A 25506-nucleotide genomic window follows, 5' to 3' on the forward strand; every position below is an offset into this window, starting at 1 on the left:
GATGGCGCGCTGCTTCTCGGCCGCCTCGATGGCGGCGCGCTCGGCGGCCCACTCGGCCTGGGTCTGTTCGCCGAGGTCGGCGTTGGAAGGGGACGTGCTCGACATTCGCGGGATTTTGGCCTGGGACAATCGGGCCCATGCTTTGGGACATCTTCTGCCGCGTCATCGACAACCACGGCGACCTCGGCGTGTGCTGGCGGCTGGCACGGGATCTGGCCACGCGCGGCGAGCGGGCGCGGCTGTGGGTCGACGATGCCGCGGCGCTGGCGTGGATGGCACCGCAACAGCCGGGCGGCATCGAGCTGCGCGGCTGGCCCGACGGCGACGTGGACGTGCGGCCGGGCGACGTCGTCATCGAGGCCTTCGGCTGCGACCTGCCGCCCGCCTTCGTCGCGCGCATGGCCGCGCAAACGCCGGCACCGCGCTGGATCAACCTCGAATACCTCAGCGCCGAGGACTACGTCGAACGCAGCCACGGCCTTGCGTCGCCGCAGTTCAGTGGCCCCGGCGCCGGGCTGACCAAGCACTTCTTCTATCCCGGCTTCACGCCGCGCACCGGCGGTCTGCTGCGCGAACCGAGGCTGTTGGAGCGCGTCGCCGCGTTCGACGGCCACGCCTGGCTGGACGAACGCGGCTGGGCACCGCGGCCGGGTGAGCGCGTCGTCAGCCTGTTCGCCTATGCCAACCCGGCGTTGCCAGCGCTGCTGGACGCGCTGGCGGAACGCCCCACGCTGTTGCTCGCCTGCCCCGGGCCGCTGCAGGCGCTGGTCACTGACCGCCCCGGCCTGCGCACCATCGCCCTGCCCTACCTGCCGCAGGACGACTACGACCGGCTGCTGTGGGCTTGCGACCTGAATTTCGTCCGTGGCGAGGATTCCTTCGTACGCGCGCAGTGGGCCGGCAAGCCCTTCGTCTGGCACATCTACCCGCAGCACCAGGACGACGCCCACCACGCCAAGCTGGAGGCCTTCATGGCCCGCGCCGACCTGCCCGAGGCTTGGCGGGAGGTCTGGCGCGGATGGAATGGTCTGGGCCCCCTGCCGGCCTCGCCGACGGGGCTTGAGGCAGCCGAGGCCCACGCGCCGGCATGGCGTGCGCAATTGGCAGCGCAACCCGACCTGCTGACGCAGTTGCGGGGTTTCCTGGGGGCTTCCAGCTAGAATATTGGGCTTTGCCGCGCCACACCGGGGTTTTCTGGGGTCTGGTGCGCCATCTGCCGGAGCCCGCCTTCGGCCCCACCTCGAGATACCGCACCATGAAACTCGCTCAAGAAATCCGCGCCGGCAACGTGATCATGCAGGGCAAGGACCCGATGGTCGTCCTGAAGACCGAATACAGCCGTGGTGGCCGTGGCGCCGCCACCGTGCGCATCAAGATGAAGAACCTGCTCAACGGCGCCGGCGCTGAACTCGTGTTCAAGGCCGACGACAAGATGGAGCAGATCATCCTCGACAAGAAGGAGTGCACGTACACCTACTTCGCCGACCCGATGTATGTGTTCATGGACACCGAGTACAACCAGTACGAAGTCGAAGCCGAGAACATGGGCGACGCGCTGTCGTACCTGGAAGACAGCATGGCCGCGGAAGTGACCTTCTACGACGGCAAGGCCATCTCTATCGAACTGCCCACCAGCGTCGTTCGCGAAATCGAGACCGAGCCGGCCGTCAAGGGCGACACCTCGGGCAAGGTCATGAAGCCCGCCCGCCTGAAGGGCACCGGCTTCGAGATCAACGTGCCGCTGTTCGTTGAAAACGGCGACAAGATCGAAATCGACACCCGCACGCACGAGTACCGCAAGCGCGTCTGAGCGCCCCTCGGCCTCGCCAGCAAAACGCCCGCATCAGCGGGCGTTTTTGTTTTATGCGGCGTCGTCCGAAAGGTCAGGCACTTCGAGCTCGGCGTCGATCTCGTTGTCGAAATCGGCCGACGCGGAGCCCTTCAGCGGAATCCAGGGCCGGTCCAGCGGGCGGTAGACGCGGCGCTGCAGACGGGCCAGGCGATCCGAGCACTCGATGGCGTGCATCACCTCGTCGGGCGAGATCAGCATCGCGAAGGGGTCAGCCAGATTCGGGGTGGTGGACAGCATGGTGAGCCTCGTGGGTTGACGATGGCTCCACTGTAGGCAGCGCCGCCACGCCGCAACAGTCGGCACTTGGCGAGAGGTGCTGTAAGACTTTTCCCTACACGCCCGCTGGCGTGCGCACTATTTGGCAGCCTTGGCGGCCTCGGCCATCGCACGGCGCAGTTCGGCGGCCATGTTGTCGCGGCCGCTGCGCTGGGCGAAGTCGGCTGCCGTCAGTTCCTGCTCGTTGGCCGCACGCGGCTCGGCGCCGGCCTTCAGCAGCATCGGCACGAGGTCGCCGCTGCCGTAGCGGGCGGCCATCATCAGCGGTGTGGTGCCGTTCTCGGAGCGCGCGTTCAGCTCGGCACCGTGGGCGATGAGGAAGGCCGCGACACCGTTGTCCGGCCCGCTGCAGGCGTAGTGCAGCGGCGTCCAGCCCTTGCGGTTGACATCCGCGCCTCGCTCGACCAGCGCCTTGACAGCCGGCAAAGCACCGCGGATGGCCGCCAGCATCAGCGGCGTCTCACCATCGGCGTTGACGGCGTTGACGTTGACTTGCGGCGAGGCCAGCAGGCTCTCCAGCGCCTTCAACGAACCCTCACGCACGGCGGTGAACAAGGCCGTTCGACCGCGCGAATCCGTCAGGTTGGGGTCCACGCCCTTCAGCAGCAGCGAACTGACGACGCGCGGGTCGTTCATCTCTGCGGCCATGACGAGGTCGTCCACAGGCGTCGCCTGCGCCAGCGTGGCTGCCGACAGGGCCAGTGCGGCCAGCAGCGTCTTCATGCGGCGTCCCTCGCCACATCAGGCAGCTTGAACAACCGCCGCGTGTTGGCCGACGTCGCCGCAGCCAGCTCCGGCACCGGCAGGCCCACGGCATCGGCCACGGCCTTGGCCACGTGAGGCACGTAGGCCGGCGTGTTGGTCTTGCCACGGAACGGCACGGGCGCCAGGTAGGGGCTATCGGTCTCGATGAGCACGCGGTCCAGCGGCAGCAGCTTCAGCAGGTCGCGCAGGTCCTGCGCGTTCTTGAAGCTGACGATGCCGGAGAACGAGATGTAGTAACCCCTCTCGATGGCCGCCAGTGCGACCTCGGCTGTCTCCGTGAAGCAGTGGAAGACGCCGCCCGCCTGCTCGCCGCCCTCCTCGTCCAGCACGCGCAGCGTGTCGGCCGCGCTGGAGCGGGTGTGGATGACCAGCGGCTTGGCCGCCTGCTTGGCCGCGCGGATGTGGGTGCGGAAGCGCTCGCGCTGCCACTCCATGTCCGCGATGCTGCGGCCATTGAGGCGGTAGTAGTCCAACCCCGTCTCGCCGATGGCGACGACGCGCGGCAGCGCGGCGAGCCGCACCAGCTCGGCAACGTCGGGCTCACGCATATCCTCGGTGTCGGGGTGCACGCCAACGGTGGACCAGAGCTGCGGGTGCTCGATGGCCAGCGCATGGACGTCTTCGAACTCCTCCATCTGCGTGCAGATGCAGATGGCCTGCTCAACCTGCGCATGGCGCATGTCGGCCAGGATGTCGGGGAGCCTCTGCTTCAGTTCGGGGAAGCTGAGGTGGCAGTGAGAGTCAACGAACATCGGGAACTAAAGGGTCTGCGTGGGCTTGCTCGACGAGATCGCCGTGCCCAGGATCTCCTCGATGCGCACGCGGATCAGCCGGGTCTTTTCGTCGCCAGGGAAACGCACGCCCACGCCCTGCGTGCGGCCGCCGGAGGCGTTGGCCGGCGTCAGCCAGGCGACCTTGCCGGCCACCGGGTAGCGCTGGTTGTCCTCGGGCAGGGCCAGCAACAGGTAGACGTCTTCGCCGAGCTTGTAGTCGCGCGTGGTCGGCACGAACAGGCCGCCCTCGGCGAAGGCCGGGATGTAGGCCGCGTACAGCGCCGACTTCTCGCGGAACACCAACTGGATGACGCTGGGCCGCGCGCCCGACGCCGCGCCTTGACCGCCCACCGTGGGCAGTGGCAACGCGCCACCCATCTGGCTGGGCTGGAATTGCAGGGAGTTCGGGCCTTGCTTGGAAGTGGCGTCGCTCATGGCCCGAGTGTATTCACCGGAGCGACGCCGTCACAGCCGCCTGGGCTTGCGCCACCAGTGCCTCGATCCACAGGCTGGCGTTCAGCGGGTGGTCGGCGTGGCGGGCGGCGCGGCGCAGCTCGGCGTCCCAGGCCAGCAGTGGCACAGCCTTCTTCGGCGACGGCAACGACGTGGGCGCAAAGAACTGGCCCGGCCGACCATGGCTGCGGCGCAGGAGGTCATGGCACAGACGCTGCAACGCATCGATGGCACGCGGCGGCGCGAGGTCGGACAGCGCCTGCACCTCGCCGCGCGCGACGCGCTTGGGGATGGCCTGCCAGGCCGCATCGGTCAGCCCGGCCTCGAACCACTCCAGCGCCTGCTGCGGCCGCCCGCCGGTGGCGTCCAGCAGGCCTTCGGCACCGTTGACACCCTTGGACACCAGCCAGGCCAGCGCGGCGGACTTCTCCGGCAACGCGAGCGGCAGCGGCTGGCAGCGGCTGCGGATGGTGGGCAGCAGGCTGGCGCTGTCGTGGCTGGCGAGCGCAAAGCGCAGCAGGCCGGACGGCTCCTCCAGCGTCTTCAACAGCGCGTTGGCCGCCACGCCGTTCAACGCCTCGGCCGGGAAGATGACGACCACCTTGGCCTTGCCGCGCGCCGAAGTCGCCTGTGCGAAGGCCAGCAGGTTGCGCACCGCCTCGACCTTGATCTCCTTGCTGGGCTTGGCCTTGCCGGCCTTGACCTCGATTTCCTCGAACGGCAGGCCCAGCGACTCGCGGGCCGAGGCGTCGAGGGCTTCGGGCAGCAGCAGCTGGAAGTCCGGGTGCGTGCCGCTGGCGAACAGCTTGCAGCTGGGGCACTGGTTGCAGGCCGGCTGTGCGGGCGCGGCGGCTTCGCAGAGCCAGCTCTGCGCGAGCTTGACCGCCAGTTCCAGCTGGCCGACACCGGCCGGCCCCTGCACCAGCAACGCATGCGAGCGGGCGCGAGCCAGCGCATCGGCCAGCGGCGCCTGCAGCCAGGGGAGATCGGCGTTCAGCATGCGGCGTACCGCTGTTCAAGGACGGCCACCACGGCAGCACCGACCTGGTCGACGGTGCCGCTCGCATCGATGCGCACGATGCGCTGCGGCGCCTCCGCGGCGCGGGCCGCATAGCCGGCGCGCACGCGCTCGAAGAAGTCCAGGTCGAGCTGCTCGATGCGGTCGGCCTCGCGGGCGCTGGCGCGGCGGGCGGCGGCCTGCTCAGACGGCAGGTCGAACCACAGCGTCAGCTCGGGCTCGGTGCCCTCCTGCACCCAGTCGGCCAGCGCATTCAGCACCGGCAGCGGTAGGCCGCGGCCACCGCCTTGATAGGCGAAGCTGGCGTCGGTGAAGCGGTCGCACAGCAGCGTCTTGCCAGCAGCCAGCGCGGGCTTGATGACGGCCTCGACGTGGTCACGGCGGCCGGCGAACATCAGCAGCAGTTCGGTCAGCGAACCCATCGGTTCTCTGAGCACGATGTCGCGCAGCGTCTCGGCCAGCGGCGTGCCGCCGGGCTCGCGGCTGAGCTGCACGTCGGCGCCGCGCGCGCGGAACCAGTCGGCCACGGCCTGGATGTGGGTGGACTTGCCGGCACCGTCGATGCCTTCGAAGCTGATGAAACGTCCTGAACTCACTTGCCGCGGATGTATTTGTTGACCGCGCGATTGTGCGCGGCGAGGTCGTCGCTGAATTCGCTGCTGCCGTCGCCGCGCGACACGAAGTACAGCGACTTGACCGGCGCCGGGTTCAACGCCGCCTGCAGCGAGGCCGCACCGGGCATCGCGATGGGCGTGGGCGGCAGGCCGCCCCGGGTGTAGGTATTGAACGGCGTGTCGGCCAGCAGGTCGCGCTTGCGCAGGCTGCCTTCGTAGCCGTCGCCCAGGCCGTAGATGACGGTGGGGTCGGTCTGCAGGGGCATGCCCACGCGCAGCCGGTTCACGAAGACGGCAGCCACCTTGGCGCGGTCGGAGGACGCGCCGGTCTCCTTCTCGACGATGGAGGCCAGGATCAGCGCCTCGTCGGCCGACTTCAACGGCAGGTCGGCCGAGCGCCTGGCCCAGGCGGCGGCCAGCCGCTTCTTCATCGCCTCGTGGGCGCGTTTGAGCACGGTCAGGTCGCTGACGCCACGGCTGTAGGCGTAGGTATCGGGGAAAAAGCGGCCCTCGGGCGCAACGCCTGGGTCGCCCAGCGCGGCCATGAGGTCGGCGTCGCTCATCGTCGCCGTCCGGGGCTTGAGCGCCGGCGCGGCGGCCAGTGCCGCCCTCACCTGGCGCCAGTTCCAGCCTTCGATGAGGCGCAACTGCTCCAGCACCTGGTCACCGCGGACCATCTTGTCCAGCAGCTCACGCGGCGTGATGCCGGCGTGGACTTCATAGCTGCCGGCACGTATCTGCTTGGCCTGGCCCGACCACTTGAACCACTGGTACAGCGCCCTCGCATCGACCTGCACGCCGGCAGCGACCCAGGCACGCGCAACGTCGGCAGGGTTGGTGCCGGGCTCGATGGACAGCTCGACCGACGGCGCCGCCAGGCTCAGCGGGCTGCGCAGCCACTGCCACGCGGCCCCGGCGGCCAACGCCGCGATCAACAACAACGCGAGCACCGCCCGCAACAACCACTTCATGCCCTTGCCCGGGGTCTGCCCAAAAGCGGCTGATGATAATTGCGGGCATGTCTGAAGCCCCTCAAACCTCCCAACTCCGCCTCGCTGACTGGGGCGTGATCCGCGCCCTTGGCGCCGACGCCGCCAGCTTCCTGCACGGCCAGCTGACCCAGGACTTCGCGCTGCTCGACCGCGACCATGCACGGCTGGCCGGCTTCTGCACGGCCAAGGGCCGGCTGCTGGCGACGATGGTGGGCTGGCGCGGCGGTGAAGACGAGATCCTGCTCGCGCTGCCGGCCGAGACGCTGGCGGCGACGCTGAAGCGGCTGTCGATGTTCGTCCTGCGCGCCAAGTGCAAGCTGACCGACGCGAGCAGCGAGTTCGCCGTCCATGGCCTGCTGGGCACGCCGGCCGCCGACGCCTGGACGCTGGTACGCGACGGCGACGCGGTGCAGATCGCGCTGCCGGGTTCGACTCGCGCGCTGCGTGTGCAGCCGGTCTCCGCGCCCGCGCCGGCTGGCACCGAGATCACGCCTGACGCCTGGGCGGCCGCCGAAGCCGAAGCCGGCGTCGCGTGGGTGCGCGGCGCGACCGTCGAAGCCTTCGTGCCGCAGATGATCAACTTCGAGGTGCTGGGCGGCGTGAGCTTCAAGAAGGGCTGCTATCCCGGCCAGGAGATCGTCGCGCGCAGCCAGTATCGCGGCACGCTGAAGCGGCGGCTGCAGGTCTTCGAGGCCGAGGGCGTAGCCACGGTCGGCCAGGAAATCTTCCACAGCGCCGACCCCGAGCAGCCGGCCGGTGTCGTGGCCGGCAGCGGCTCGCGCGACGGCCGCACGGTCATCGCCGCCGAGATCAAGCTCGCGGCGCTGGACGGCGGCAGCCTGCATCTGGGCAGCGCCAGCGGCGCGACGCTTCAACCGCGTGCCCTGCCCTACGACATCCCGCCGCAGGACTGAACGTGCAGCTCTACGTTTACTACAAGGTCGCGACCGACCACGTGGACACGGCCCTCATCGCATTCCGCAAGGCGCGTGTCGAGGCACCCATCGAACTGTTGCAGCGCCCCGAGCCGGACGACGAAGGACGCTGGACGTGGATGGAGATCTACCCCGAGGGCTGGGGCCACCGCGAGCCGCAGGTGGCGGCGGCGATGGCGCAGTGGCTGGCGAGCGAGCGCAGGATTGAGCGGTTCGAGATGCTGGGCTGATCGACGATCAATCCCGCCGCCAATACTCCCAGAACCCATCGCCGTGCCGGGCCGCAACGTAGGCGAACACGACGGGCAAGACGGTGAACAGCAGCAAGGTCGGGACCATGCCCGGGCCGCGCAGCTGAACCCAGATCACACCGGCCCAGAAGAGGCCGAACACGAAGCCGCACACCGCCCTAACCTTGACCACGATGGGCTCGGGTTCAGGGTCCGGCAGGAACAGCTTGTCCTCTTCCTGCGGCTCGGGCTTTGTCATAGCGCCCTGACCATCTCCACATGCCCGATGCCGGCCTCTTCAAACGGCTGGCCTCGTCGCTGGAAGCCGGCGCGCAGGTAGAAGTTCTCCGCCGACAGCTGCGCATGCAGCAGCACCTCGCGGTAGCCCTGCTTCTTCGCCTCGGCCATCAGCGCGTCCAGCACCTGGCGACCGATCTGCGTGCCGCGCATCGTGCGCACGACGGCCATGCGGCCGATCTTGGCGACGCCGGGCACGTGCTCCAGCAGCCGCCCCGTCGCCAGCGGCATGCCGAAGCGGTTGCGAGCCAGCGCATGCAGGCAGCCGGCATCGGCGGCGTCCCATTCCATGTCGGCGGGAATGTGCTGCTCCTCGATGAAAACGTGGCGCCGGATCGCCGCGGAGGCGTCGCCGAGGTCCTGCCACGAGCCCAGCGCCACGTCGACGACGGGCTGACCGGCCTCGAAGTCCTGCATCAGGCCGCGCAGGCTGTCGGGCAGGCGCGCGGGCGACTGCGTGGCCGGGTCGGCGAACACGTAGACCATCTCGGCCTGCACCAGCATCTGGTCGCCGTGGAAGATGGCGCCGTCCACCTTCATCGAGCTGTTGCCGAACTCGCGGCAGCGGATGCCGATGTCCAGCCGGTCGTCGTAGCGGGCCGAACCGCGGTAGTCCAGCGTGGCGCGGCGCACATAGAGGTCGCCGCCCAGGCTCTTCATCGTGTCGGCGTAGGGCATGGCCAGCGCCCGCCAGTAGCCACTGACGGCGGTGTCCAGGTAGGTCAGGTAGTGGCCGTTGAAGACGATGCCCTGGGCGTCGACCTCGGCCCAGCGCACACGCAGCGGTTCCAGGTGGCGGAAGTCTTGGCGTTTCATGGTTTCAGATGCTCCCTGATGGCGGACGCGCAGGCGTCCAGGGCCGTGACGGCCTCTGGAATCTGGCGGCCCATTTTGATGAAGTCGTGTGTGACGCCCCGGTAAAGCTCCAGCTGCACGGCCACGCCGGCAGCGCGCAGCGTGTCGGCGTAGGCAATGCCTTCGTCGACCAGCGGATCGCACTCGGCCAGCACGACGCAGGCGGGCGCCAGGCCCGTGTGGTCGTCGGCCTCCATCGGCGCGAAGCGCCAGTCATGGCGCTGGCGGCGGTCGAGGTAGTGGTCGAAAAACCAGTCGATGCTGGCCGCGTCGAGCAGGAATCCGTGGGCGAACAGCCGGTGCGACGCCGTGCACGGCTGGCTGGCGGTGCCTGGCGTGATGAGCAGTTGCAACGCCAGCGGCAGGCCGCGGTCGCGGGCGAAGAAGGCGGTGCTGGCCGCCAGTGTGCCGCCGGCACTGTCGCCGCCGACGGCCAGGCGCGAGCCGTCCAGGCCCAGGCGGCCCGCATGCTCGTGCAGCCAGGCCAGCGCGGCCCAGGCGTCGTCGACGGCAGCCGGGAACCGGTGCTCGGGCGCCAGGCGATAGTCCAGCGCGAGGACCGCGGCGCCGCTGCGCAGGGCGAGCTGCCGGCACAGGCTGTCGTGCGTCTCCAGGTCGCCGATCGTGAAGCCGCCGCCGTGCAGGTAGAGCAGCACGGGCAGCTCGGCAGTGGACGGCGCGTACAGCCGCGCGGGGCGGCCGGCGGCCTGCAGATCTTCGACCCGGGGCAGTGGCGCGCGCGGCAGGTCGAGGATCTCGGCGCCCATGCGGTACGCGATGCGCGCCTCGCGCGGCGTCAACGTGTGGAACGGCGGGCGGTTGGCGCGGTGGATGCGTTCGAGGACGCCGGCCATGCGCGGCGTCAGGAGCTGGGTCGGCGGATTCATTGGCAGGGATTGTCGGTGGCAGCCCACGGTGCGTCGCAAGCCCACCTCGTGCGTCGATAGGACGTGGCCGGCGGCCGGCGAGTCGCGCGCTTGACTGCCTGGCCCGGGCTGCCACCACTACGATGCTCCGAGACACTGCGGAGCACGCGCCATGGCCCAGATCTTCTACCTGACCCGCATCGAACTGGCCTTCGGCGCCAGCAGCCTGCTGCCGGCCGAATGCGAGCGCGCAGGCATGCGCCGGCCGCTGGTCGTGACCGACGCCGGCGTGCGCGCGGCCGGCGTGCTGGACAAGGCGCTGGCTGCCTTCACCGCCAAGCCCGCCGTCTTCGACCGCACGCCACCCAACCCGACCGAGGCCGCGGTGCGGCTGGCCGTCGAGCAGTTGCGCGAGTCGGGCTGCGACGGCCTCGTCGCTATCGGCGGCGGCTCCAGCATCGACTTGGCCAAGGGCGTCGCCATCGCCGCCACGCACGAGCCGCCACTGAAACGCTGGGCCACCATCGAGGGCGGTGCCGTCAACATCAGCGCCAAGGTGCTGCCCGTCATCGCCGTGCCGACGACAGCCGGCACCGGCAGCGAGGTGGCACGCGGCGCCATCCTCATCGTCGACGACGGCCGCAAGCTGGGCTTCCACAACTGGGAGCTGATGCCCAAGGCCGCCATCTGCGACCCCGACCTGACGCTGGCGCTGCCGCCGCACCTGACGGCGGCGACCGGCATGGACGCCATCGCCCACTGCATCGAGACCTTCCTCGCGCCGGCCTTCAACCCGCCGGCCGACGGCATCGCACTGGAAGGCCTGCGACGCGGCTGGCAGAGCATCGAACGCGCCACGCGCGACGGCCAGGACCGCGACGCGCGGCTGGACATGATGTGCGCCAGCGTGCACGGCGCGCTGGCCTTCCAGAAGGGACTGGGCGCGGTGCATTCGCTGAGCCATTCGCTCGGCGGCATCAACCCGCGCCTGCACCACGGCACGCTGAACGCGGTGTTCCTGCCGGCCGTCATCCGCTTCAACGCCGAGGCCGACAGCGTGAAGCGCGAGCAACGCATCGAGCGCCTCGCGCAGGCGATGAACCTGGCCGGCCGCGATGCCGACGCGGTGGCCGACGCCATCGGCGCGCTGAATGCCCGCCTGGGCCTGCCGTCAGGCCTGGCCGCGATGGGCGTGGGGCCGGAGCTGGACGACCGCATCATCGAGCACGCGCTGGTGGACCACTGCCACAAGACCAACCCGCGCATCGCCAGCCCGGAAGACTACCGGGCGCTGCTGGCCGCGTCGCGGTGATGACTGGCTGCCGGTCGAGATCGTTTTCATTGGGGTCTGCGTGAACGAAGTCCCGGTTTGAAGCTGACACGCGGCCTTCAGCCGCTCTAGCATCCCCGGTTGCCCGAGGTTCACGAGACCAGGGCGTCACAACAACACAACAAAGGGGCTCATCTCATGATCAAGCTATCCATCGGTCGGCGGCTGGCGGCAGGCTTTGCACTGGTACTGGCGCTGGCAGCGGGCGTGATCGTGCTGGCCTCCTGGCGGCTGGCGTCCACCGCGACGGAAACGCGCCAGATGATGGACGAGCCGCTCGCCAAGGAGCGCCTCATTTCGGATTGGAGCCGCAACATCAACGCCGGCGTGCGCCGCACGATGGCCATCGCGAAAAGCTCCGACCCGTCGCTGGTGGAGTTGTTCAAGGACGAGGCCGCGCAGTCCACCAAGGCTTCCGGCGAAATGCAGGAAAAGCTCAAGGGCCTGGTCCGCAGCCCCGAAGAGCAGAAGCTGTTCGACGCCGTCGGCGAGGCGCGCAAGGTCTATCTCGAATCGCGCGACCAGATCGTCAAGCTCAAGAAGGACGGCGAGGCCGACGCCGCCGACAAGTTGCTGACGGACGTCTTCATCCCTGGCTCCAAGGTCTACCTGGCCCGCATGCAGGAATTCCTCGACCACCAGCGCCAGGAGATCGACCAGACCGCAGCGGGCATCGATTCGGCCAACAGCAACGGCCGCGTGCTGCTGGCCGTCGCCGGCTTGGTCATGCTGGCCCTGGGCATCGCCGCGGCCTGGACCATCACGCGCAGCATCACCGTGCCGCTGGCCGCGGCCAACGAGCTGGCGGCCCGCGTGGCGGACGGCAACCTCATGCGCTCGGGCTCCGGAATGGCCGCGCGGTCGGACGAGATCGGCCAGTTGCAGACGACGCTGCGCCGCATGCGCGAGACGCTGTCGGAAACCATCGGCAGCATCCGCGACTCGGCTGAGTCCATCGGCACCGCATCGGCGGAGATCGCCAGCGGCAACCAGGATCTGAGCGCACGCACCGAGAAGGCCGCGTCCAGCCTGGAGGAAACCGCCAGTGCCATGGAAGAACTGACCGGCACCGTGCAGCAGTCGGCGGCGTCGGCCGGTCAGGCGAACTCGCTGGCCGTGTCGGCTGCCAACGTGGCCCAGCGCGGCGGCGAGGTGGTGGCCCAGGTCGTTCACACGATGGAGGAGATCAACACCAGCTCGCGCAAGATCGCCGACATCATCGGCGTCATCGACGGCATCGCCTTCCAGACCAACATCCTCGCGCTGAACGCCGCCGTGGAAGCAGCGCGCGCCGGCGAGCAGGGCCGCGGCTTCGCGGTCGTCGCCAGCGAGGTGCGCTCGCTGGCCGGCCGCTCGGCGGACGCGGCCAAGGAGATCAAGGGCCTGATCGGCAGCAGCGTGGACCGCGTGGAAGCCGGCTCGCGGCTGGTGGCCGAGGCAGGCCGCACGATGGACGAACTCGTCGGCGCCGTGCAGCGCGTGAAGGACATCATGGGCGAGATCACGACCGCCACCGCCGAGCAGTCCGATGGCATCGCGCAGGTCAACATCGCCATCGCCCAGCTGGACCAGGTCACGCAGCAGAACGCCGCGCTGGTGGAGCAGTCCACCGCCGCCGCCGAGAGCCTGCGCGAGCAGGCCGCGACGCTGAACGGCGCCGTCGGGACCTTCCAGGTCGCGCGCCGATAGGCGCCACGCGGCGTTCAGTCGCCGCCACCGCCTCCGCAGCTCGACCCGCAACTGCTGCCACCGCCATCGGAGCTGGAACCGGCATCGCAGCTGGACCCGGCGTCGCTGCTGCAAGCGTCGCCGAAGCTCCAGTCGCTGCCGCAGCTGCTACCGCCATCGCCACCACCCTGGCGCCGGCGCAGCGAGGCCAGCTCGGCCTGGCTGACCAGGCCCAGCGCCACCAGACCGCCGACCGCGACGCCCGCATGGGCCACGACGCTGCCGCGCGGCTCTCCGAAGCCGTCGATCTGCCGGTGCTCCAGCACGCCCCGCTGGTGTCGGTAGGCCCAGCCGGTGGGCAGGCGCAGCAGGCCATCCAGCGCGAACAGCAAGGGCAGTCGCGGCCCGAGCCGGCTCAGGCCTTCGCTGCGGCAGCTGCCGACCCAGGCGCGGGCCAGGCAGTCGTCCAGCGGCGCGCCGAGCTCGGCCGCTTCGCGATGCTGGACGACGCGGCCGAAGCAGCGCTGCTGCCAGTCGGCCAGCCCGGCGGGGTCGAGCTGAAGCCAGACATGCCAGACCGAATCGGCCGCCTTGCTGGGCAGTGCGCAGGGGCCTTGTTCATGCTGCAGCCGGCAGGCCTCGAAGAACTGCGCCAGGCCCAGCGAGCAGCGCAGCCAGGCGGCATCGTCGACGGCCAGGCCGGGAAACTCATCGGGCGCGTGATGCGCCCAGGCGGCCCGCACGGCCGGCGGGATCTGTGCGGCAGCGACCGTGGCCGCCTGGCAGCGCTGGCGCAGCGAGGACGCCCTGCCGATCTCCACCCGCCTTGCCCACCAGGTACCGAGTCGACCGGTGAGACTGAACTTTGTCGTTGTTGTTGTGTTGTTCATGGCGCCAGTGTTTGACGCGAGTATGACCGGCTGATGACAACATGAAAAAAGCCCGCCGAGGCGGGCTGTGAAACCGTCAGGAGTTGAGGTTGACGGGGGGAATCGTGCGACGGCCGGTCAGCCGTGCTTCGCGTCGAAGAACTGTTCGTCTTCGGTCGAGCCCTTCAAGGCCGCGGTGGAGGCCTGGGCTTCGATGGTGGTGGTGACGGCATCGAAGTAGCCGGTACCGACTTCGCGCTGGTGCTTGACAGCGGTGAAGCCCTTTTCAGCGGCCGAGAACTCCTTCTCCTGCAGCTCGACGAAGGCGCTCATCTGGCGGCGGGCGTAGCCGTGGGCCAGCTCGAACATCGAGTAGTTCAGGCTGTGGAAACCGGCCAGCGTGATGAACTGGAACTTATAGCCTAAAGCGCCCAGCTCGCGCTGGAACTTGGCGATGGTGGCGTCGTCGAGGTTCTTCTTCCAGTTGAACGACGGCGAGCAGTTGTAGGCCAGCAGCTTGCCGGGGAACTTGGCATGGATGGCGTCGGCGAAGGCCTTGGCGAAGGCCAGGTCGGGCTTGCCGGTCTCGCACCAGATCAGGTCCGCGTACGGCGCGTAGGCCAGGCCGCGGCTGATGGCCTGGTCCAGGCCGTTCTTCGTGCGGTAGAAGCCTTCGACGGTGCGCTCGCCGGTGCAGAAGGGCTTGTCGTTGTCGTCGATGTCGCTGGTGACGAGGTCGCCGGCTTCGGCGTCCGTGCGGGCGACCAGCAGCGTGGGCACGCCCATCGTGTCGGCGGCCAGGCGGGCCGCGACGAGCTTGGCGACGGCTTCACGCGTCGGCACGAGCACCTTGCCGCCCATGTGGCCGCACTTCTTGGCGCTGGCCAGCTGGTCTTCGAAGTGCACGCCCGAGGCACCGGCTTCGATCATGGCCTTCATCAGCTCGAAGGCATTCAGCACGCCGCCGAAGCCGGCTTCCGCGTCGGCCACGATGGGGGCGAAGAAGTCGATGTCATCCTTGCCTTCGCTCCACTGGATCTCGTCGGCGCGCTTGAACGTGGCGTTGATCTTCTTGACGACCTTGGGCACCGAGTCCACCGAGTACAGGGACTGGTCGGGATACATCTCGCCATTGCTGTTGGCGTCGCCGGCGACTTGCCAGCCGGACAGGTAGATCGCCTTCAGGCCGGCCTTGACCTGCTGCATGGCCTGGTTGCCCGTCAGCGCGCCCAGCGCGTTGACGAAGGGCTCGGTGTTCACGAGGCCCCACAGCTTCTCGGCGCCACGCTTGGCCAGCGTGTGCTCGATCTCGACGGAGCCACGCAGGCGGATGACGTCGGCGGCGGTGTAGCCGCGGGTGATGCCCTTCCAGCGGGGGTTCTCGGCCCAGTCTTTTTCGAGGGCGGCGATCTGTTGTTCACGGGTCAGGCGGGTCATGAAAAGCTCCTTGCAAAACATCAAAAACCGATGACGCAAGACTAGTCCTACACCCACCCTCCACGCAACACAAAGTCTTATACAAGACAAAAAACTTTTTTATTTCAAATCAACAACTTGAAGTTAATTTTTCAAATCACAAAATTACATTCACCATAATGAGAAATCTTGCGGCAGCGCAGCAATGACGCCTTTCACCATTTGAAAAGTGACTTTCGAATCGTGAGAACGATCGGTCCCACAATCGCTGCCATGACGCTGCTGATCACACCCCGGATGCGGCTGGAGCCGCTGGAAGACCACCACTTCGAGGCGCTGCACCGACTGAACCGCGACCCGGTCGTCATGCGCTACATCACCGGCCGCCCGGACACCCCCGAGGACACGCAGGCCATGATCGACCGCGTGAAGGCGCGCTGGGCCGAGTTCGGCTACTCCTGGTGGGGCTTCATCCGCCAGAGCGACGGCGAATTGCTAGGTTGTGGCTGCATCCAGCACCTGGCTCGCGACCCGGCCGGCCCGCTGGAGACCGGCTGGCGGCTGCGCCAGGACGCCTGGGGCCAGGGCTACGCCAGCGAGGCCGCGCGCCACATGGTCGGCTGGGCCTTCGCGACGCTGAAGCCCGAGCGCGTCTGCGCCGTCTGCCAACCGGAGAACACACCCTCATCCACCGTCATGGAGCGGCTGGGCATGACCTTCACCGGCCTGGGCCGCTGGTACGACATGGATTGCAGGCGCTACGACGTCACCGCCGCACAGTGGGACGCAAGCGACGCCAGAAAACGCTACGTGGCTGAGGCATAGTCCGGCCTTCCCAATCTCTTGCACGGAGGACTCATGGCAAACACCGAACAGCGCGGCAACAAGATGACGAAGAAGCCGAAGAAGGATGCAGCACCGGTCAAGTCCGCGGGCACCGACCGTCCGGTCGCACCGATGACCTCGGTGATCCCCAAGGGCAAGGAAGCCAAGAAGAACAAGTAAGCCCTACGCTGGCCGGCAGGGCAGCGGGCTCACAGCCCGCCGATGAAGTAGCGCTTCAGGCCGGCCAGCACCATCTCGACGGCGATCGCCGTCAGCACCAGGCCCATCAGCTTCTCGATGGCCGACACGACCGAGTCGCCCAGCAGCTTGCGGATGCGATCGGCCAGCACCAGTGTCAGGCCCGAAATCAGCATCGCGGCACTGAGGGCGCCAATCCATTGCCAGATCTTGTCGGGCTGGCGCGAGGCCAGCAGCAGCACCGTCGCCATCGCCGACGGGCCGGCCAGCAGCGGCACGGCCAGCGGGAAGATGAAGGGCTCCTTGCCCGGCTCCAGGCCATAGGCTGACTCGCCCGAACTGCCGAAGATCATGCGGATCGCGATGATCATCAGGATCACACCACCAGCCACCTCGAGCGAGCGCTCGGACAGGTGCATGACCTCCAGAAAGCTGTCGCCAAGGAACATGAAGGCGAACAGCACGCAAAACGCGATGCCCACCTCGCGCATCGCCACTCGCGTGCGGCGCTCCTTGGGCACCGAACGCATGATGGGAATGAAGATGGGCAGGCTGCCGAGCGGGTCGAGCACCAGCAGCAGCAGGATCAGGGCGGAGAGGAAGCTGTGGTCCATCCGCCCGGATTGTCCGCGAGGGCCTCAGAACCGGTAGTACGCCCGTGCGAAATACGACGCGCCATTCAGGCCGAACTGCACGGCGTCGTAGTAGAAGCCGTTGTCGGTCTCGTTCGGGTCCTGCCGGGTAGGCTTGACGTTGAAGACGTTGTTGCCGCCCACGCTGAGCTTCAGCGCTGGCGTGGCCTGCCAGTTCAGGCCCAGGTCCATCGACGCCTTGGGTTGGTAGTGCAGCAACGCTCCCGTGTAACCGCCGGCGTGCGTCTGGCTGCCGAAGTAGATCACCTTGGCCTCGCCCGTCCAGGCGCCCTCGCTGTACTCGAAGCCCAGCGTGGCCTTCGCACGCGGGCCGCCCTGCTCGATGAACAGGCGCTCACGCGTCGACAGCAGCGTGTCCTGGTCGATCTTCAGACCGCCCGGCACGTTCACCTTGGTGACGGCGGTGTGGCTGATGTTCAGCGCGAGGAAGGTATTCAGCGCACCGGCGCCCAACTTGGCCCGGGTCGATGCCGTCAGGTCCAGGCCGCGCGTACGGGTGTCGACGGAGTTCACGAAGAACTGCGCCTGCCCTACGCCCAGGCTCTGCAGGATGGGGCCCAGGTTGGGGTCGCTGGAGTCCACGCGGCCGGACAGCACGATGCGGTCCTTGATGTTGATCTGATACAGGTCGGCCGTGACGGCCGTGTCGATGCTGGGCTTGACGGTGAAGCCCACGGACAGGTTCTTGGACTTCTCCTGCTTCAGCGCCGGCACGCCCGCCGCGGTGGTGAGCTTGCTGCCGCTGGGAGCGATGACGACGTCCACCGGCAACTGGTTGATGAAGTCCGTGATCGTGGACGAGAAGTAGAGCTGCTGCAGGCTGGGCGCGCGGAAGCCCGTGCTGGCCGCGCCGCGCAGCAGCCAGTCCTTGCTGAGCTTGTAGCTGCCGGCGAGCTTGGCCGTCGTCGTCGAGCCGAAGTCGCTGTAGTGCTCGGCCCGCACGGCCGCGTCCATGGTCAGCGCGGGCGTCAGCGTGGCTTCCCAGTCGACGTACAGCGCCTGGCTGTTGCGGCTCTTGTTGGTGGCGTCGCCCGGCTGGAAGCCCGGGAAACCCTGGCTGCCGGCGTTGCCGCCGAAGCCCACGCCGTCGGCGTCGATGTAGGAGCCCGGCTCGCCAGCCACGATGTCGTACTTCTCCCGGCGGTACTCGGCGCCGAAGGCGATGTTGCTGCCGCCGAGCAGGTCGGGGAAGAAGCGGCTGACGTCGAAGTTCGTCGTCGCCTGGCTGAAGCCGAAGCCGCCGGCATCGAAGCTGGTCGGGCTGATGCCCTTGCCGCCGGACAGCAGATCCTTGTTGGCGATGGAGGCGTTCAGCGTGTGGCTGATGTCGTAGCGCATCCGGTTGGAGCCGTAGGTCTGCGACAGGTCGGTGTCCCAGCCGGCGAAGGTCGACTTCCAGCCGAGGATGGCGTAGCGGTCCCGCACGTCGCCGTTGATGTAGGGAACGAAGCCGTCGGGGTACATCGCGGCCGAATTGCGGCTGGGAATGTCGTCCGTGCCGTTGCGGGCCCAGGCCGCGGAAGACGCATCGCGGTCCTGCGCGCCGGCCGTCACATAGAGCTTGTTGTCGCCGGCGATGGGGAACTCGCCGTTCAGGTAGATCGTCTTGTTCTTGACCTGCGTGTCGCCGATGGTGCGCAGGTCGCCCGGGTCAGCGCGATTGGAGCGGCCGCGGTCCTGCCACTCGCCGGTGATGCCCAGCGTGCCGTCGCCCAGCTTCACGCCGCAATAGGCCGAGGCGAGCCAGTTCTTGCCGTCGCCACGGGAGTACTGGCCATAGCCGGTCACGGCCTCGCAGCCGGCCTTCTTCTTCAGCTGGATGTTGATGACCCCGGCGATGGCGTCCGAGCCGTACTGCGCTGCGGCGCCGTCGCGCAGCACTTGCACGTTGTCGATGGCCAGCAGCGGCAGCGAGTTCATGTCCGTTCCGGTCGAGCCGCGGTTGCGCGCGCCGAACAGGTTGACGAGGGCCACCGTGTGGCGACGCTTGCCGTTGACGAGCACCAGCGTCTGGTCCGAACCCAGGCCACGCAGCGCGGCGGAGTCGATCAGGTCGGCGCCGTCCGCGCCGGTCTGGCGCGTCGAGTTGAACGACGGGGACAGGTATTGCAGCGTCTGCGCCAAGTCGAATTGACCACCGCCCTCGGTCACCTTGCTCATCGAGTAGATGTCGACGGGCACCAGCGTGTCGATGCTGGAGGCGGCCGACACCGTCTTGCGCGAGCCGACGATGCTGACGCGCTCGAGGCTGGCGGCCTCCTGAGCGATGGCCGCGGTGGCGGCGCAGAGGCAGAAGGCGGCAAAAGCGGTCGGCAGCAGGCGGGTAGCGTGCATGAGGACTCCGTGAAGTTGTGTGATGGCGCCGGAGTTTGCGCGCGACCGGCCCGCCGCGGCAGGCCCGTGTGGCGGCCCGCCGACAGGTTTGAAACCAATGAAACGTTCGAAGCCGGCGTGGTACGTGCGCGCGGCCCCGGCGTTCAGCCGCGCGGGTGGTGTGCGGCGTGCAACGCCTTGAGGCGCTCGCGCGCCACATGGGTGTAGATCTGCGTCGTCGACAGGTCGGCATGCCCCAACAACAGCTGCACGGCGCGCAGGTCCGCACCATGATTGAGCAGATGCGTGGCGAACGCATGCCGCAGCGTGTGCGGTGACAGCGGCGCGGTGATGCCCGCAGTAAGCGCATGTCGCTTGATCAGGGTCCAGAACATCTGGCGCGTCATGCCGGCGCCGCGCGCGGTGACGAACAGGTCATCGCTGCTCTGGCCGGCCAGGATCTCGGCGCGGGCCTCGCGCAGGTAGCGCGCCATCCAGTCGCGCGCATGCTCGCCGAAGGGCACGAGGCGACTCTTGCTGCCCTTGCCCGTCACGTGCAGCACCGCGTCCTTGAACGCGACGTGCGCGCTCTTCAGCGTGACCAGCTCGCTCACGCGCAGGCCGCTGGCATACATCAGCTCCAGCATCGCGCGGTCACGCAGGCCCAGGGCCGTGTTCACGTCGGGCGCGGCCAGCAGCGCGCCGACCTGGGCCTCACTCAGCAGCTTGGGCACACGCAGCGGCTGCCTGGCGGCCGTGAGCTTGAGCGTCGGGTCGGCCGCAATGCGCCCCTCGCGCAGCGCCCAGCGGAAGTAGCGCTTGAAAACCGACAGCCGCCGGTTCGCGCTGGTCGACTTGCCTGCCGGCTTGGCGACGGCGTATTCGAACAGCTGACTTTCCGTGCAGGCGTCCAGCGACGCCGGAGCCAACCACTTCGCCAGCGCGGCCAGATCGCGCCGGTAGGCCGCCTGCGTGTTGGCGCTCAGGCCGTCTTCGAGCCAGAGCGCCTCGATGAAGGACTCGATGCCAGGATCAGTCAAGCTTGAGCTTCTGGGCCGCAACGACCTTCTTGTAGACGTCGAACTCCGCTGCGATCTGCGCCGCGAACTGTTCCGGCGTGTTGGCAATGATCAGCGAGCCGGTGTCCTCGATGCGCTTCTTCACCTCGGGGATCTCGACGGCCTTCTTGATCGCCGCGTGCACCTTGTCGACGACCTCCCGGGACAGTCCCTTGGGGCCATGGATGCCGTAGTAGGCCATGCGGTTGACCGGCTCCAGGCCAACCTCCTTGAAGGTCGGCACGTTGGGCAGCGCCGCCAGGCGAGCCGGTGCGGCCACGACGATGGGGATGAGCCGGCCGTCCTTGATGAAGGGCAAGGCCGACGGCAGGTTGTCGAAGATCATCGGCACCTGGCCGGCCACCACGTCGTTCAACGCCGGGCCGGCACCGCGGTAGGGGATGTGCAGCACGAAGACGCCGGCCAGCGACTTGTACAGCTCCATCTGCAGGTGGCCGATGCCACCGGTGCCCGAGGTCGCGAAGCTGTGCTTGGCCGGGTTCTTCTTGAGCTCGGCGACGAAGCTCTTGTAGTCGCGCGCCGGGAAGCTCGGGTGCACGGCGATGACGTTGGGCGTCGCCGCGACGTTGATGATGGGCGTGAAATCGGTCAGCGGGTTGTAGGCGATCCTGGCGTTGATCGCCGGATTGGCCGCCGTCGTCGAGACCGTTGCCATGCCCAGCGTGTAGCCGTCGGGCGCCGAGCGCACGATCTCCATCGCGCCCACCGTGCCGCCGCCGCCGGCTTTGTTGTCCACCACCATGGTCTGGCCCAGCAGCGTGTTCATGCGCTCCGAGACGATGCGGGCAATGATGTCCGTCGTGCCGCCCGGCGCGAACGGCACAACCAGGCGCACCGCCTTGGTCGGGTAGCCATCGGCCCAGGTGAGCGCACTCAAAGGGCTCAGCGATGTCAATGCAGCAGCTTGGAGGACGCGACGGCGTTGCATGAGATCAGTCTCCTGATGATGGAGGCCGATGCTAGCCCGCCTGCCCCAGCAGCCCGGTGCGCAATTTCCCGTCGCTGTTGTGGTCGCCGATGAAGACTTTCAGGAAGGCCGTGTAGAAGTCCTGTCCTTCGATCGGCTTGCCCCAGACCTTGCCGTTGACGGTCAGCACGGTGCCCCCCTGGGCGGGGACGTAGTCGATGACCAGCACGTCGCCCTTCTTCACGCGGCCAATTTCGCCAATGGTCGTGTTGAACTGCTTCACGCGCTCGGCCACGGCGGCCAGCTCGGCCTCGCTGGAGTTGCGGCGCACGCCCTTGTCGATGGCCTTGACGAACTCTTGCGTCGACACGTCCTTCACGAGCGGGATGGTGATGCGCAGCTCCACGCGCTTGGGGCCGGCCTGCGCGTAGATCGCCTCGGGCGTACCGGCCTTCTGCGGCAGGTAGAGCGCGGCAAGATAAGCCGAGTAGCGCATGACGAACACCTTGGCACCGACGCCGTTGAGCTGCAGCGTGGCGCCACCCAGCTGCACGGTGTCGGCGAAGTCCTGGCCGTCGTAGCGCACGGCCTGGGCTGGCAAGGCGGCAGCCGCTGCAAGAGCGATGACGGCGGTGCGGCGACGGATGGACAAGGTCATTCAAGCACTCCAACGGGGGACGGGCCGGACGATAACGCGGCAGCGTCGGGCGCCGCGGACAAGGCCCAGGCGATGTGCTCGGCCACCAGCTCATCCGCGCCCTGCCCCGCCCTTTGCAAAGCGGCCCGCAGCGCGGCGTCGTCACGCTGACGCAGTGCGTTGCCAGCGGCGACGGCCAGGTTGCGCCGCCAACGCGCGAAGCCGATGCGGCGGATGGCCGAACCTTCAGTGCGGCGCAAAAACTCGGGTTCGTCCCAGGCCAGCAATTGGGCAATCGGCGCGCCCGCCATGCCCGGGCGAACGTCGAAGTCGGCCAGCACGGCGGGTCTGGCGAATTTGTTCCACGGGCAGGCGAGCTGGCAGTCGTCGCAGCCGTAGACGCGGTTGCCCAGCAGCGGCCGCAGCTCCACGGGAATGGGGCCGTCATGCTCGATGGTCAGGTAAGAGATGCAACGCCGCGCGTCGACGCGGTAGGGCGCGGTGATGGCGGCCGTGGGGCAGACGTCGAGGCAGGCGCGGCATTCGCCGCAGTGCGACGTGACGGCGTCGGTCAGCGGCAGCGCGAGGTCGACGAACAACTCGCCGAGGAAGAACATGGAGCCGGCGTCGCGATGCAGCGTCAATGTGTGCTTGCCGCGCCAGCCCAGGCCCGAGCGCGCGGCCAGTTCCACCTCCAGCACGGGCGCCGAGTCCGTGAACACGCGGTAGCCCAGCGGACCGACCTCGGCCTCCAGCTTCTCGGCCAGCTTCTGCAGCCGGTTGCGCAGCACCTTGTGATAGTCCCGGCCGCGGGCGTAGATGGAGATCTGCGCCTGCTCCGGCGTGGCAAGGCCCGCCCATTCGACGGCCTGCCAGCCGGGTTCGGTCTGCTGCGGCAGGTAGTCCATGCGTGCCGTGACGACGCGCAGCGTGCCCGGCACCAGCTCGGCCGGCCGCGCGCGCCTCATGCCGTGCGAGGCCATGTAGTGCATGCGGCCGTGGTGGCCGGCGTCCAGCCAGGCCTGCAGGCCCGGTTCGGCACTGCTGAGGTCCACATCGGCGACCGCGATCTGTGAGAATCCCAGCTCACGAGCCCAGCCGCGCAGACGGTTCAGCAGCGCGGCGGCATCGACAGTGGACAGGACCTCTTGCATTTGCCTGCGATTCTAGAAACCCAGCTCCTGTGGGCTGACGAGCCTGCAGCCCAAGCCACCGCTGAAAAACTCGCGGCGGCGCTGCTCCCCTCCCCCAACGCTCTGATTGAACTGCACGGGCCGCTCGGCGCCGGCAAGACGACGTTCACGCGACTGCTGCTGCGCGCGCTGGGTGTGGAGGGGCGCATCAAGAGCCCCAGCTATGCGGTCATGGAAAGCTACGAGCTGCCTGGATCGGCCGGTGGCGGCGTGGCGAGCCACTTCGACTTCTACCGCTTCGGCGATCCGCGCGAATGGGAGGACGCCGGCTTTCGCGAAGTCTTCGCCGCGCCCGGCCTCAAGCTCTGCGAGTGGCCCGAGAAGGCCGCCGGCCAGTTGCCGCCGGCCGACCTGCAACTCTTCATCGAGCTGATGCCCGACGACAGCCGCCGCGTGCGCGCCGTCGGTGCTGCGCATCTGATCCAGGGGTTGAAATGAAGCGCCGCACCTCGCTCGGCTTCCTCGCCCTGGTGCTGAAGGCGCCGACGACGCTGGCCGCGACCAGCCAGGCCAACATCGTCGCCGTGCGCGTCTGGCCCGCGGCCGACTACACACGCGTGACCATCGAGTCCGACCAGGCGCTGGCGGCCAGGCACTTCCTCGTCGAGTCACCGCACCGCCTCGTCATCGACGTCGACGGCCTGACGCTGAGCCCGGGGCTGCGCGAGCTGATCGGCAAGGTCAAGGCCGACGACCCCTACATCTCCGGCGTGCGCGTGGGCCAGAACACGCCCACCGTCGTGCGCATCGTGCTGGACCTGAAGCAGGCCGTTGCACCGCAGATCTTCACGCTGGCGCCGGTGGCGGCCTACAAGTACCGCCTCGTCTTCGACCTGCACCCCAAGGTCGAGGCCGACCCGCTGGTGGCCCTGGTGCAGGACCAGGACAAGCCGCCGGCCGCCGCCCACCGCGCCGAGGCCGCCGCCAGTGCCGTCAACGATGCGTTGGAGGAACTGATCCAGAAGATCGAGCGCCCTGCACCGCCGCCGCCCAAGGCCTCGGCACCACCGGTCGCCGCCGCGGCGTCCAGGGCGGCCCCCGCGCCAGCCCCGGCGGCCAAGCCACCGGCTGCAGTCGACAGCCTCATCGTCATCGCGCTGGACCCGGGTCATGGCGGCGAAGACCCCGGCGCCGTCGGCCCGTCGGGCCTGAAGGAAAAAGACGTCGTGCTGGCCGTGGGCCTGAAGCTGCGCGAGCGCCTGCAGTCCAACCCCAATATCCGCGTGCTGATGACGCGCGACGCCGACTTCTTCGTGCCGCTGCAGGATCGCGTGCTCAAGGCGCGACGCGTGCAGGCCGACCTGTTCGTCTCCATCCACGCCGACGCCTTCTTCACGCCGCAGGCGCGCGGCGCCTCGGTCTTCGTCCTCTCGGACGGCGCCGCGACCAGCGCCGCCGCGCGCTGGATGGCCAACCGCGAGAACGCGGCCGACATGGTGGGCGGCGTCAATGTCGGCGCGGCCACCAAGGACGCCAACGTGCTGCGCGCGCTGCTGGACATGAGCACGACGGCGCAGATCAAGGACAGCCTCAAGCTCGGCGGCGAGGTGCTGGGCCAGATCGGCAAGATCGGCAGGCTGCACAAGGCCAAGGTCGAGCAGGCCGGCTTCGCCGTGCTGAAGGCGCCGGACATCCCGAGCATCCTGGTCGAGACGGCCTTCATCTCCAACCCGGACGAAGAGAAGAAGCTCAAGGACCCGGACTACCAGGATCAACTGGTGGACGCGCTGGCATCTGGCATCGCCCGGTACTTTGCGAAGAACCCGCCGATGGTGAGGAAGCGCAGCACGACGCTGTGAGCGTCAGACGGCCGTGCGCCAACGCAGACCGAACGGCAGCTCCCGCGGCCCGAACAGCAGGTGCAGCACGCGCCTGCGTCCCTGGGCAGATGCCTTGCTCGACGCATGCAGCACCAATGGGCGCATCAGCAGCGCGTCGCCGGCCAACGCATCCACGGCCATGTCGCCCACACGTTCACGCCACTGCCGCGCGCCGGCGTCGTCGAGCACGCCATCGCGATGCGAGCCCGGCACGAAGCGCAGGCCGCCGTCGGCCTCGGTCGCATCGTCCAGATGCAGTCGCAGCGCAACCAGTTGCGCCAGCAGGCCGGCCGGCGCGAGAACGAAATGCCGGCCGGCCTTGACCGACCACCCGCTCAGCGCCGGGTGGTCCACACGCTCGGCGACCGGGATGGCCAGGTCTTGATGCGGCGCAACGAGCCAGTTGCGGTCGGGCGATTTCTCGAACAGCGTGCACTGCACGGCGACGCCATCGGGCGGCAGGTAAGGCTGCAAAGCTGGCAAATCCTTCAGCCAGCCCGCCAGCGCCTGGCACCACGGCTGCTCCAGCAGTTCGCGCTGGCCAGCAGCACCAGGTGGCAGGGCGGCTAGCCCTTCGATCAGCGCCTGCCGCCGGCCAGATACCAGAAGGCCCGGCAGCAGCTGGAATCCCTGGCGCAAAAAGTCATCGCTCGTCACCGGCATGGCGGGGCT

The 25506-nt window shown here is 68.6% G+C and carries 29 protein-coding genes; 10 read left to right on the plus strand and 19 right to left on the minus strand.

All coding sequences use genetic code 11. The annotated features are described in order from the left end of the window. The first annotated feature begins 137 nt into the window (after positions 1–137). Positions 138–1160, plus strand: coding sequence for an elongation factor P maturation arginine rhamnosyltransferase EarP (earP, locus tag ACG04R_RS22880; RefSeq protein WP_394415936.1), 1023 nt, complete (start codon positions 138–140; stop codon positions 1158–1160). Positions 1161–1255: 95 nt separating this feature from the next. Further along, complete coding sequence (gene efp, locus ACG04R_RS22885) at positions 1256–1810, plus strand: elongation factor P (protein ID WP_394415937.1); 555 nt, start codon at positions 1256–1258, stop codon at positions 1808–1810. Positions 1811–1861: 51 nt separating this feature from the next. On the opposite strand, the gene ACG04R_RS22890 is transcribed toward efp, so the two are convergent. The 7 genes from ACG04R_RS22890 to mltG all read right to left on the minus strand — a co-directional run bounded on the left by ACG04R_RS22890 (position 1862) and on the right by mltG (position 6722). Further along, positions 1862–2089, minus strand: a complete 228-nt coding sequence (locus ACG04R_RS22890; protein WP_394415938.1) for a hypothetical protein — start codon at positions 2087–2089, stop codon at positions 1862–1864. A 117-nt stretch (positions 2090–2206) separates the two neighbouring features. Further along, positions 2207–2851, minus strand: a complete 645-nt coding sequence (locus ACG04R_RS22895) for an ankyrin repeat domain-containing protein (protein WP_394415939.1) — start codon at positions 2849–2851, stop codon at positions 2207–2209. Beyond that, entirely contained in the window at positions 2848–3645 is a 798-nt protein-coding gene (locus ACG04R_RS22900) for a TatD family hydrolase (protein ID WP_394415940.1), read from the minus strand. Before ACG04R_RS22900 ends, ACG04R_RS22895 begins: the two co-directional genes overlap by 4 nt. A gap of 6 nt (positions 3646–3651) precedes the next feature. Next, positions 3652–4044, minus strand: coding sequence for a PilZ domain-containing protein (locus tag ACG04R_RS22905; RefSeq protein WP_394416002.1), 393 nt, complete (start codon positions 4042–4044; stop codon positions 3652–3654). Positions 4045–4114: 70 nt separating this feature from the next. Further along, a complete protein-coding gene (locus tag ACG04R_RS22910) occupies positions 4115–5119 on the minus strand; it encodes a DNA polymerase III subunit delta' (RefSeq protein ID WP_394415941.1) in 1005 nt (334 codons plus the stop codon). Continuing rightward, positions 5113–5733: a dTMP kinase gene (tmk, locus tag ACG04R_RS22915; RefSeq protein WP_394415942.1), complete on the minus strand. Its 621-nt coding sequence runs from the start codon at positions 5731–5733 to the stop codon at positions 5113–5115. Before tmk ends, ACG04R_RS22910 begins: the two co-directional genes overlap by 7 nt. Then, a complete protein-coding gene (gene mltG / locus ACG04R_RS22920) occupies positions 5730–6722 on the minus strand; it encodes an endolytic transglycosylase MltG (protein WP_394415943.1) in 993 nt (330 codons plus the stop codon). Before mltG ends, tmk begins: the two co-directional genes overlap by 4 nt. A 47-nt stretch (positions 6723–6769) precedes the next feature. Here mltG and ygfZ point away from each other — a divergent pair, with 47 nt between their 5' ends. After that, positions 6770–7657, plus strand: a complete 888-nt coding sequence (gene ygfZ, locus ACG04R_RS22925) for a CAF17-like 4Fe-4S cluster assembly/insertion protein YgfZ (protein WP_394415944.1) — start codon at positions 6770–6772, stop codon at positions 7655–7657. Between the two features lie 2 nt (positions 7658–7659). Next, positions 7660–7908: a DUF4936 family protein gene (locus ACG04R_RS22930; protein WP_394415945.1), complete on the plus strand. Its 249-nt coding sequence runs from the start codon at positions 7660–7662 to the stop codon at positions 7906–7908. Positions 7909–7915: 7 nt separating this feature from the next. Here the strand turns inward: ACG04R_RS22930 and ACG04R_RS22935 are convergent, their stop codons facing one another. From ACG04R_RS22935 to ACG04R_RS22945, 3 genes are read right to left on the minus strand one after another with little or no spacing between them, the layout of a single operon-like run. Continuing rightward, positions 7916–8167 (minus strand): hypothetical protein, encoded by a 252-nt coding sequence (locus ACG04R_RS22935; RefSeq protein WP_394415946.1) that lies wholly within the window; start codon positions 8165–8167, stop codon positions 7916–7918. After that, on the minus strand, positions 8164–9021 hold the full coding sequence (locus ACG04R_RS22940) for a YbgC/FadM family acyl-CoA thioesterase (protein ID WP_394415947.1): 858 nt from the start codon (positions 9019–9021) through the stop codon (positions 8164–8166). Before ACG04R_RS22940 ends, ACG04R_RS22935 begins: the two co-directional genes overlap by 4 nt. Then, the gene (locus tag ACG04R_RS22945; protein ID WP_394415948.1) at positions 9018–9947 is read right to left on the minus strand and encodes an alpha/beta hydrolase; all 930 of its coding nucleotides are present in this window, start codon (positions 9945–9947) and stop codon (positions 9018–9020) included. The genes ACG04R_RS22940 and ACG04R_RS22945 overlap by 4 nt, the downstream gene beginning before the upstream one ends. A gap of 151 nt (positions 9948–10098) precedes the next feature. Between ACG04R_RS22945 and ACG04R_RS22950 the strand changes: the two genes are divergently transcribed. Together ACG04R_RS22950 and ACG04R_RS22955 are read left to right on the plus strand one after the other, a co-directional pair. Further along, the gene (locus ACG04R_RS22950) at positions 10099–11238 is read left to right on the plus strand and encodes an iron-containing alcohol dehydrogenase (RefSeq protein WP_394415949.1); all 1140 of its coding nucleotides are present in this window, start codon (positions 10099–10101) and stop codon (positions 11236–11238) included. A 156-nt stretch (positions 11239–11394) separates the two neighbouring features. Continuing rightward, positions 11395–12945 (plus strand): methyl-accepting chemotaxis protein, encoded by a 1551-nt coding sequence (locus tag ACG04R_RS22955; protein ID WP_394415950.1) that lies wholly within the window; start codon positions 11395–11397, stop codon positions 12943–12945. 14 nt (positions 12946–12959) lie between these two features. Here ACG04R_RS22955 and ACG04R_RS22960 read toward each other — a convergent pair whose 3' ends face one another. Further along, on the minus strand, positions 12960–13814 hold the full coding sequence (locus ACG04R_RS22960) for a hypothetical protein (RefSeq protein WP_394415951.1): 855 nt from the start codon (positions 13812–13814) through the stop codon (positions 12960–12962). A gap of 117 nt (positions 13815–13931) precedes the next feature. After that, on the minus strand, positions 13932–15230 hold the full coding sequence (aceA, locus tag ACG04R_RS22965; RefSeq protein WP_394415952.1) for an isocitrate lyase: 1299 nt from the start codon (positions 15228–15230) through the stop codon (positions 13932–13934). Positions 15231–15482: 252 nt separating this feature from the next. Here aceA and ACG04R_RS22970 point away from each other — a divergent pair, with 252 nt between their 5' ends. Beyond that, complete coding sequence (locus ACG04R_RS22970) at positions 15483–16034, plus strand: GNAT family N-acetyltransferase (RefSeq protein ID WP_394415953.1); 552 nt, start codon at positions 15483–15485, stop codon at positions 16032–16034. A 33-nt stretch (positions 16035–16067) separates the two neighbouring features. Next, positions 16068–16214, plus strand: a complete 147-nt coding sequence (locus ACG04R_RS22975; protein WP_394415954.1) for a hypothetical protein — start codon at positions 16068–16070, stop codon at positions 16212–16214. 29 nt (positions 16215–16243) lie between these two features. Here ACG04R_RS22975 and ACG04R_RS22980 read toward each other — a convergent pair whose 3' ends face one another. The 6 genes from ACG04R_RS22980 to queG all read right to left on the minus strand — a co-directional run bounded on the left by ACG04R_RS22980 (position 16244) and on the right by queG (position 22975). After that, positions 16244–16846 carry a MarC family protein gene (locus ACG04R_RS22980; RefSeq protein ID WP_394415955.1) on the minus strand — a complete coding sequence of 201 codons (603 nt, stop codon included), beginning with the start codon at positions 16844–16846 and terminating at the stop codon, positions 16244–16246. Between the two features lie 24 nt (positions 16847–16870). Then, positions 16871–19219, minus strand: a complete 2349-nt coding sequence (locus ACG04R_RS22985; protein WP_394415956.1) for a TonB-dependent receptor plug domain-containing protein — start codon at positions 19217–19219, stop codon at positions 16871–16873. 143 nt (positions 19220–19362) lie between these two features. Next, entirely contained in the window at positions 19363–20238 is an 876-nt protein-coding gene (gene xerD / locus ACG04R_RS22990; RefSeq protein ID WP_394415957.1) for a site-specific tyrosine recombinase XerD, read from the minus strand. Then, positions 20231–21205 carry a tripartite tricarboxylate transporter substrate binding protein BugE gene (locus tag ACG04R_RS22995; protein WP_394415958.1) on the minus strand — a complete coding sequence of 325 codons (975 nt, stop codon included), beginning with the start codon at positions 21203–21205 and terminating at the stop codon, positions 20231–20233. Before ACG04R_RS22995 ends, xerD begins: the two co-directional genes overlap by 8 nt. A 31-nt stretch (positions 21206–21236) precedes the next feature. Further along, positions 21237–21842 (minus strand): chalcone isomerase family protein, encoded by a 606-nt coding sequence (locus ACG04R_RS23000; protein WP_394415959.1) that lies wholly within the window; start codon positions 21840–21842, stop codon positions 21237–21239. After that, a complete protein-coding gene (gene queG, locus ACG04R_RS23005; RefSeq protein ID WP_394415960.1) occupies positions 21839–22975 on the minus strand; it encodes a tRNA epoxyqueuosine(34) reductase QueG in 1137 nt (378 codons plus the stop codon). The genes ACG04R_RS23000 and queG overlap by 4 nt, the downstream gene beginning before the upstream one ends. On the opposite strand from queG, the gene tsaE reads away from it, so the two are divergent. Together tsaE and ACG04R_RS23015 are read left to right on the plus strand one after the other, a co-directional pair. Beyond that, the gene (gene tsaE, locus ACG04R_RS23010) at positions 22970–23452 is read left to right on the plus strand and encodes a tRNA (adenosine(37)-N6)-threonylcarbamoyltransferase complex ATPase subunit type 1 TsaE (protein ID WP_394415961.1); all 483 of its coding nucleotides are present in this window, start codon (positions 22970–22972) and stop codon (positions 23450–23452) included. The genes queG and tsaE overlap by 6 nt on opposite strands. Then, positions 23449–24813, plus strand: coding sequence for an N-acetylmuramoyl-L-alanine amidase (locus ACG04R_RS23015; RefSeq protein WP_394415962.1), 1365 nt, complete (start codon positions 23449–23451; stop codon positions 24811–24813). The genes tsaE and ACG04R_RS23015 overlap by 4 nt, the downstream gene beginning before the upstream one ends. A gap of 3 nt (positions 24814–24816) precedes the next feature. Here ACG04R_RS23015 and ACG04R_RS23020 read toward each other — a convergent pair whose 3' ends face one another. Continuing rightward, positions 24817–25497: a phytanoyl-CoA dioxygenase family protein gene (locus ACG04R_RS23020; protein ID WP_394415963.1), complete on the minus strand. Its 681-nt coding sequence runs from the start codon at positions 25495–25497 to the stop codon at positions 24817–24819. Between the last annotated feature and the right edge of the window lie 9 nt (positions 25498–25506).

The organism is Pelomonas candidula, from assembly GCF_043555985.1.
Lineage (GTDB): Bacteria > Pseudomonadota > Gammaproteobacteria > Burkholderiales > Burkholderiaceae_C > Pelomonas > Pelomonas candidula.

Bases quoted from the DNA above. Each gene is read 5' to 3' on its own strand.
- earP (WP_394415936.1), top strand. From the start codon at position 138: ATGCTTTGGGACATCTTCTGCCGCGTCATCGACAACCACGGCGACCTC.
- efp (WP_394415937.1), top strand. From the start codon at position 1,256: ATGAAACTCGCTCAAGAAATCCGCGCCGGCAACGTGATCATGCAGGGC.
- ACG04R_RS22890 (WP_394415938.1), bottom strand. From the start codon at position 2,089: ATGCTGTCCACCACCCCGAATCTGGCTGACCCCTTCGCGATGCTGATC.
- ACG04R_RS22895 (WP_394415939.1), bottom strand. From the start codon at position 2,851: ATGAAGACGCTGCTGGCCGCACTGGCCCTGTCGGCAGCCACGCTGGCG.
- ACG04R_RS22900 (WP_394415940.1), bottom strand. From the start codon at position 3,645: ATGTTCGTTGACTCTCACTGCCACCTCAGCTTCCCCGAACTGAAGCAG.
- ACG04R_RS22905 (WP_394416002.1), bottom strand. From the start codon at position 4,044: ATGGGTGGCGCGTTGCCACTGCCCACGGTGGGCGGTCAAGGCGCGGCG.
- ACG04R_RS22910 (WP_394415941.1), bottom strand. From the start codon at position 5,119: ATGCTGAACGCCGATCTCCCCTGGCTGCAGGCGCCGCTGGCCGATGCG.
- mltG (WP_394415943.1), bottom strand. From the start codon at position 6,722: ATGAAGTGGTTGTTGCGGGCGGTGCTCGCGTTGTTGTTGATCGCGGCG.
- ygfZ (WP_394415944.1), top strand. From the start codon at position 6,770: ATGTCTGAAGCCCCTCAAACCTCCCAACTCCGCCTCGCTGACTGGGGC.
- ACG04R_RS22935 (WP_394415946.1), bottom strand. From the start codon at position 8,167: ATGACAAAGCCCGAGCCGCAGGAAGAGGACAAGCTGTTCCTGCCGGAC.
- ACG04R_RS22940 (WP_394415947.1), bottom strand. From the start codon at position 9,021: ATGAAACGCCAAGACTTCCGCCACCTGGAACCGCTGCGTGTGCGCTGG.
- ACG04R_RS22945 (WP_394415948.1), bottom strand. From the start codon at position 9,947: ATGAATCCGCCGACCCAGCTCCTGACGCCGCGCATGGCCGGCGTCCTC.
- ACG04R_RS22950 (WP_394415949.1), top strand. From the start codon at position 10,099: ATGGCCCAGATCTTCTACCTGACCCGCATCGAACTGGCCTTCGGCGCC.
- ACG04R_RS22955 (WP_394415950.1), top strand. From the start codon at position 11,395: ATGATCAAGCTATCCATCGGTCGGCGGCTGGCGGCAGGCTTTGCACTG.
- ACG04R_RS22960 (WP_394415951.1), bottom strand. From the start codon at position 13,814: ATGAACAACACAACAACAACGACAAAGTTCAGTCTCACCGGTCGACTC.
- aceA (WP_394415952.1), bottom strand. From the start codon at position 15,230: ATGACCCGCCTGACCCGTGAACAACAGATCGCCGCCCTCGAAAAAGAC.
- ACG04R_RS22970 (WP_394415953.1), top strand. From the start codon at position 15,483: ATGACGCTGCTGATCACACCCCGGATGCGGCTGGAGCCGCTGGAAGAC.
- ACG04R_RS22975 (WP_394415954.1), top strand. From the start codon at position 16,068: ATGGCAAACACCGAACAGCGCGGCAACAAGATGACGAAGAAGCCGAAG.
- ACG04R_RS22980 (WP_394415955.1), bottom strand. From the start codon at position 16,846: ATGGACCACAGCTTCCTCTCCGCCCTGATCCTGCTGCTGCTGGTGCTC.
- ACG04R_RS22985 (WP_394415956.1), bottom strand. From the start codon at position 19,219: ATGCACGCTACCCGCCTGCTGCCGACCGCTTTTGCCGCCTTCTGCCTC.
- ACG04R_RS22995 (WP_394415958.1), bottom strand. From the start codon at position 21,205: ATGCAACGCCGTCGCGTCCTCCAAGCTGCTGCATTGACATCGCTGAGC.
- ACG04R_RS23000 (WP_394415959.1), bottom strand. From the start codon at position 21,842: ATGACCTTGTCCATCCGTCGCCGCACCGCCGTCATCGCTCTTGCAGCG.
- queG (WP_394415960.1), bottom strand. From the start codon at position 22,975: ATGCAAGAGGTCCTGTCCACTGTCGATGCCGCCGCGCTGCTGAACCGT.
- ACG04R_RS23015 (WP_394415962.1), top strand. From the start codon at position 23,449: ATGAAGCGCCGCACCTCGCTCGGCTTCCTCGCCCTGGTGCTGAAGGCG.
- ACG04R_RS23020 (WP_394415963.1), bottom strand. From the start codon at position 25,497: ATGCCGGTGACGAGCGATGACTTTTTGCGCCAGGGATTCCAGCTGCTG.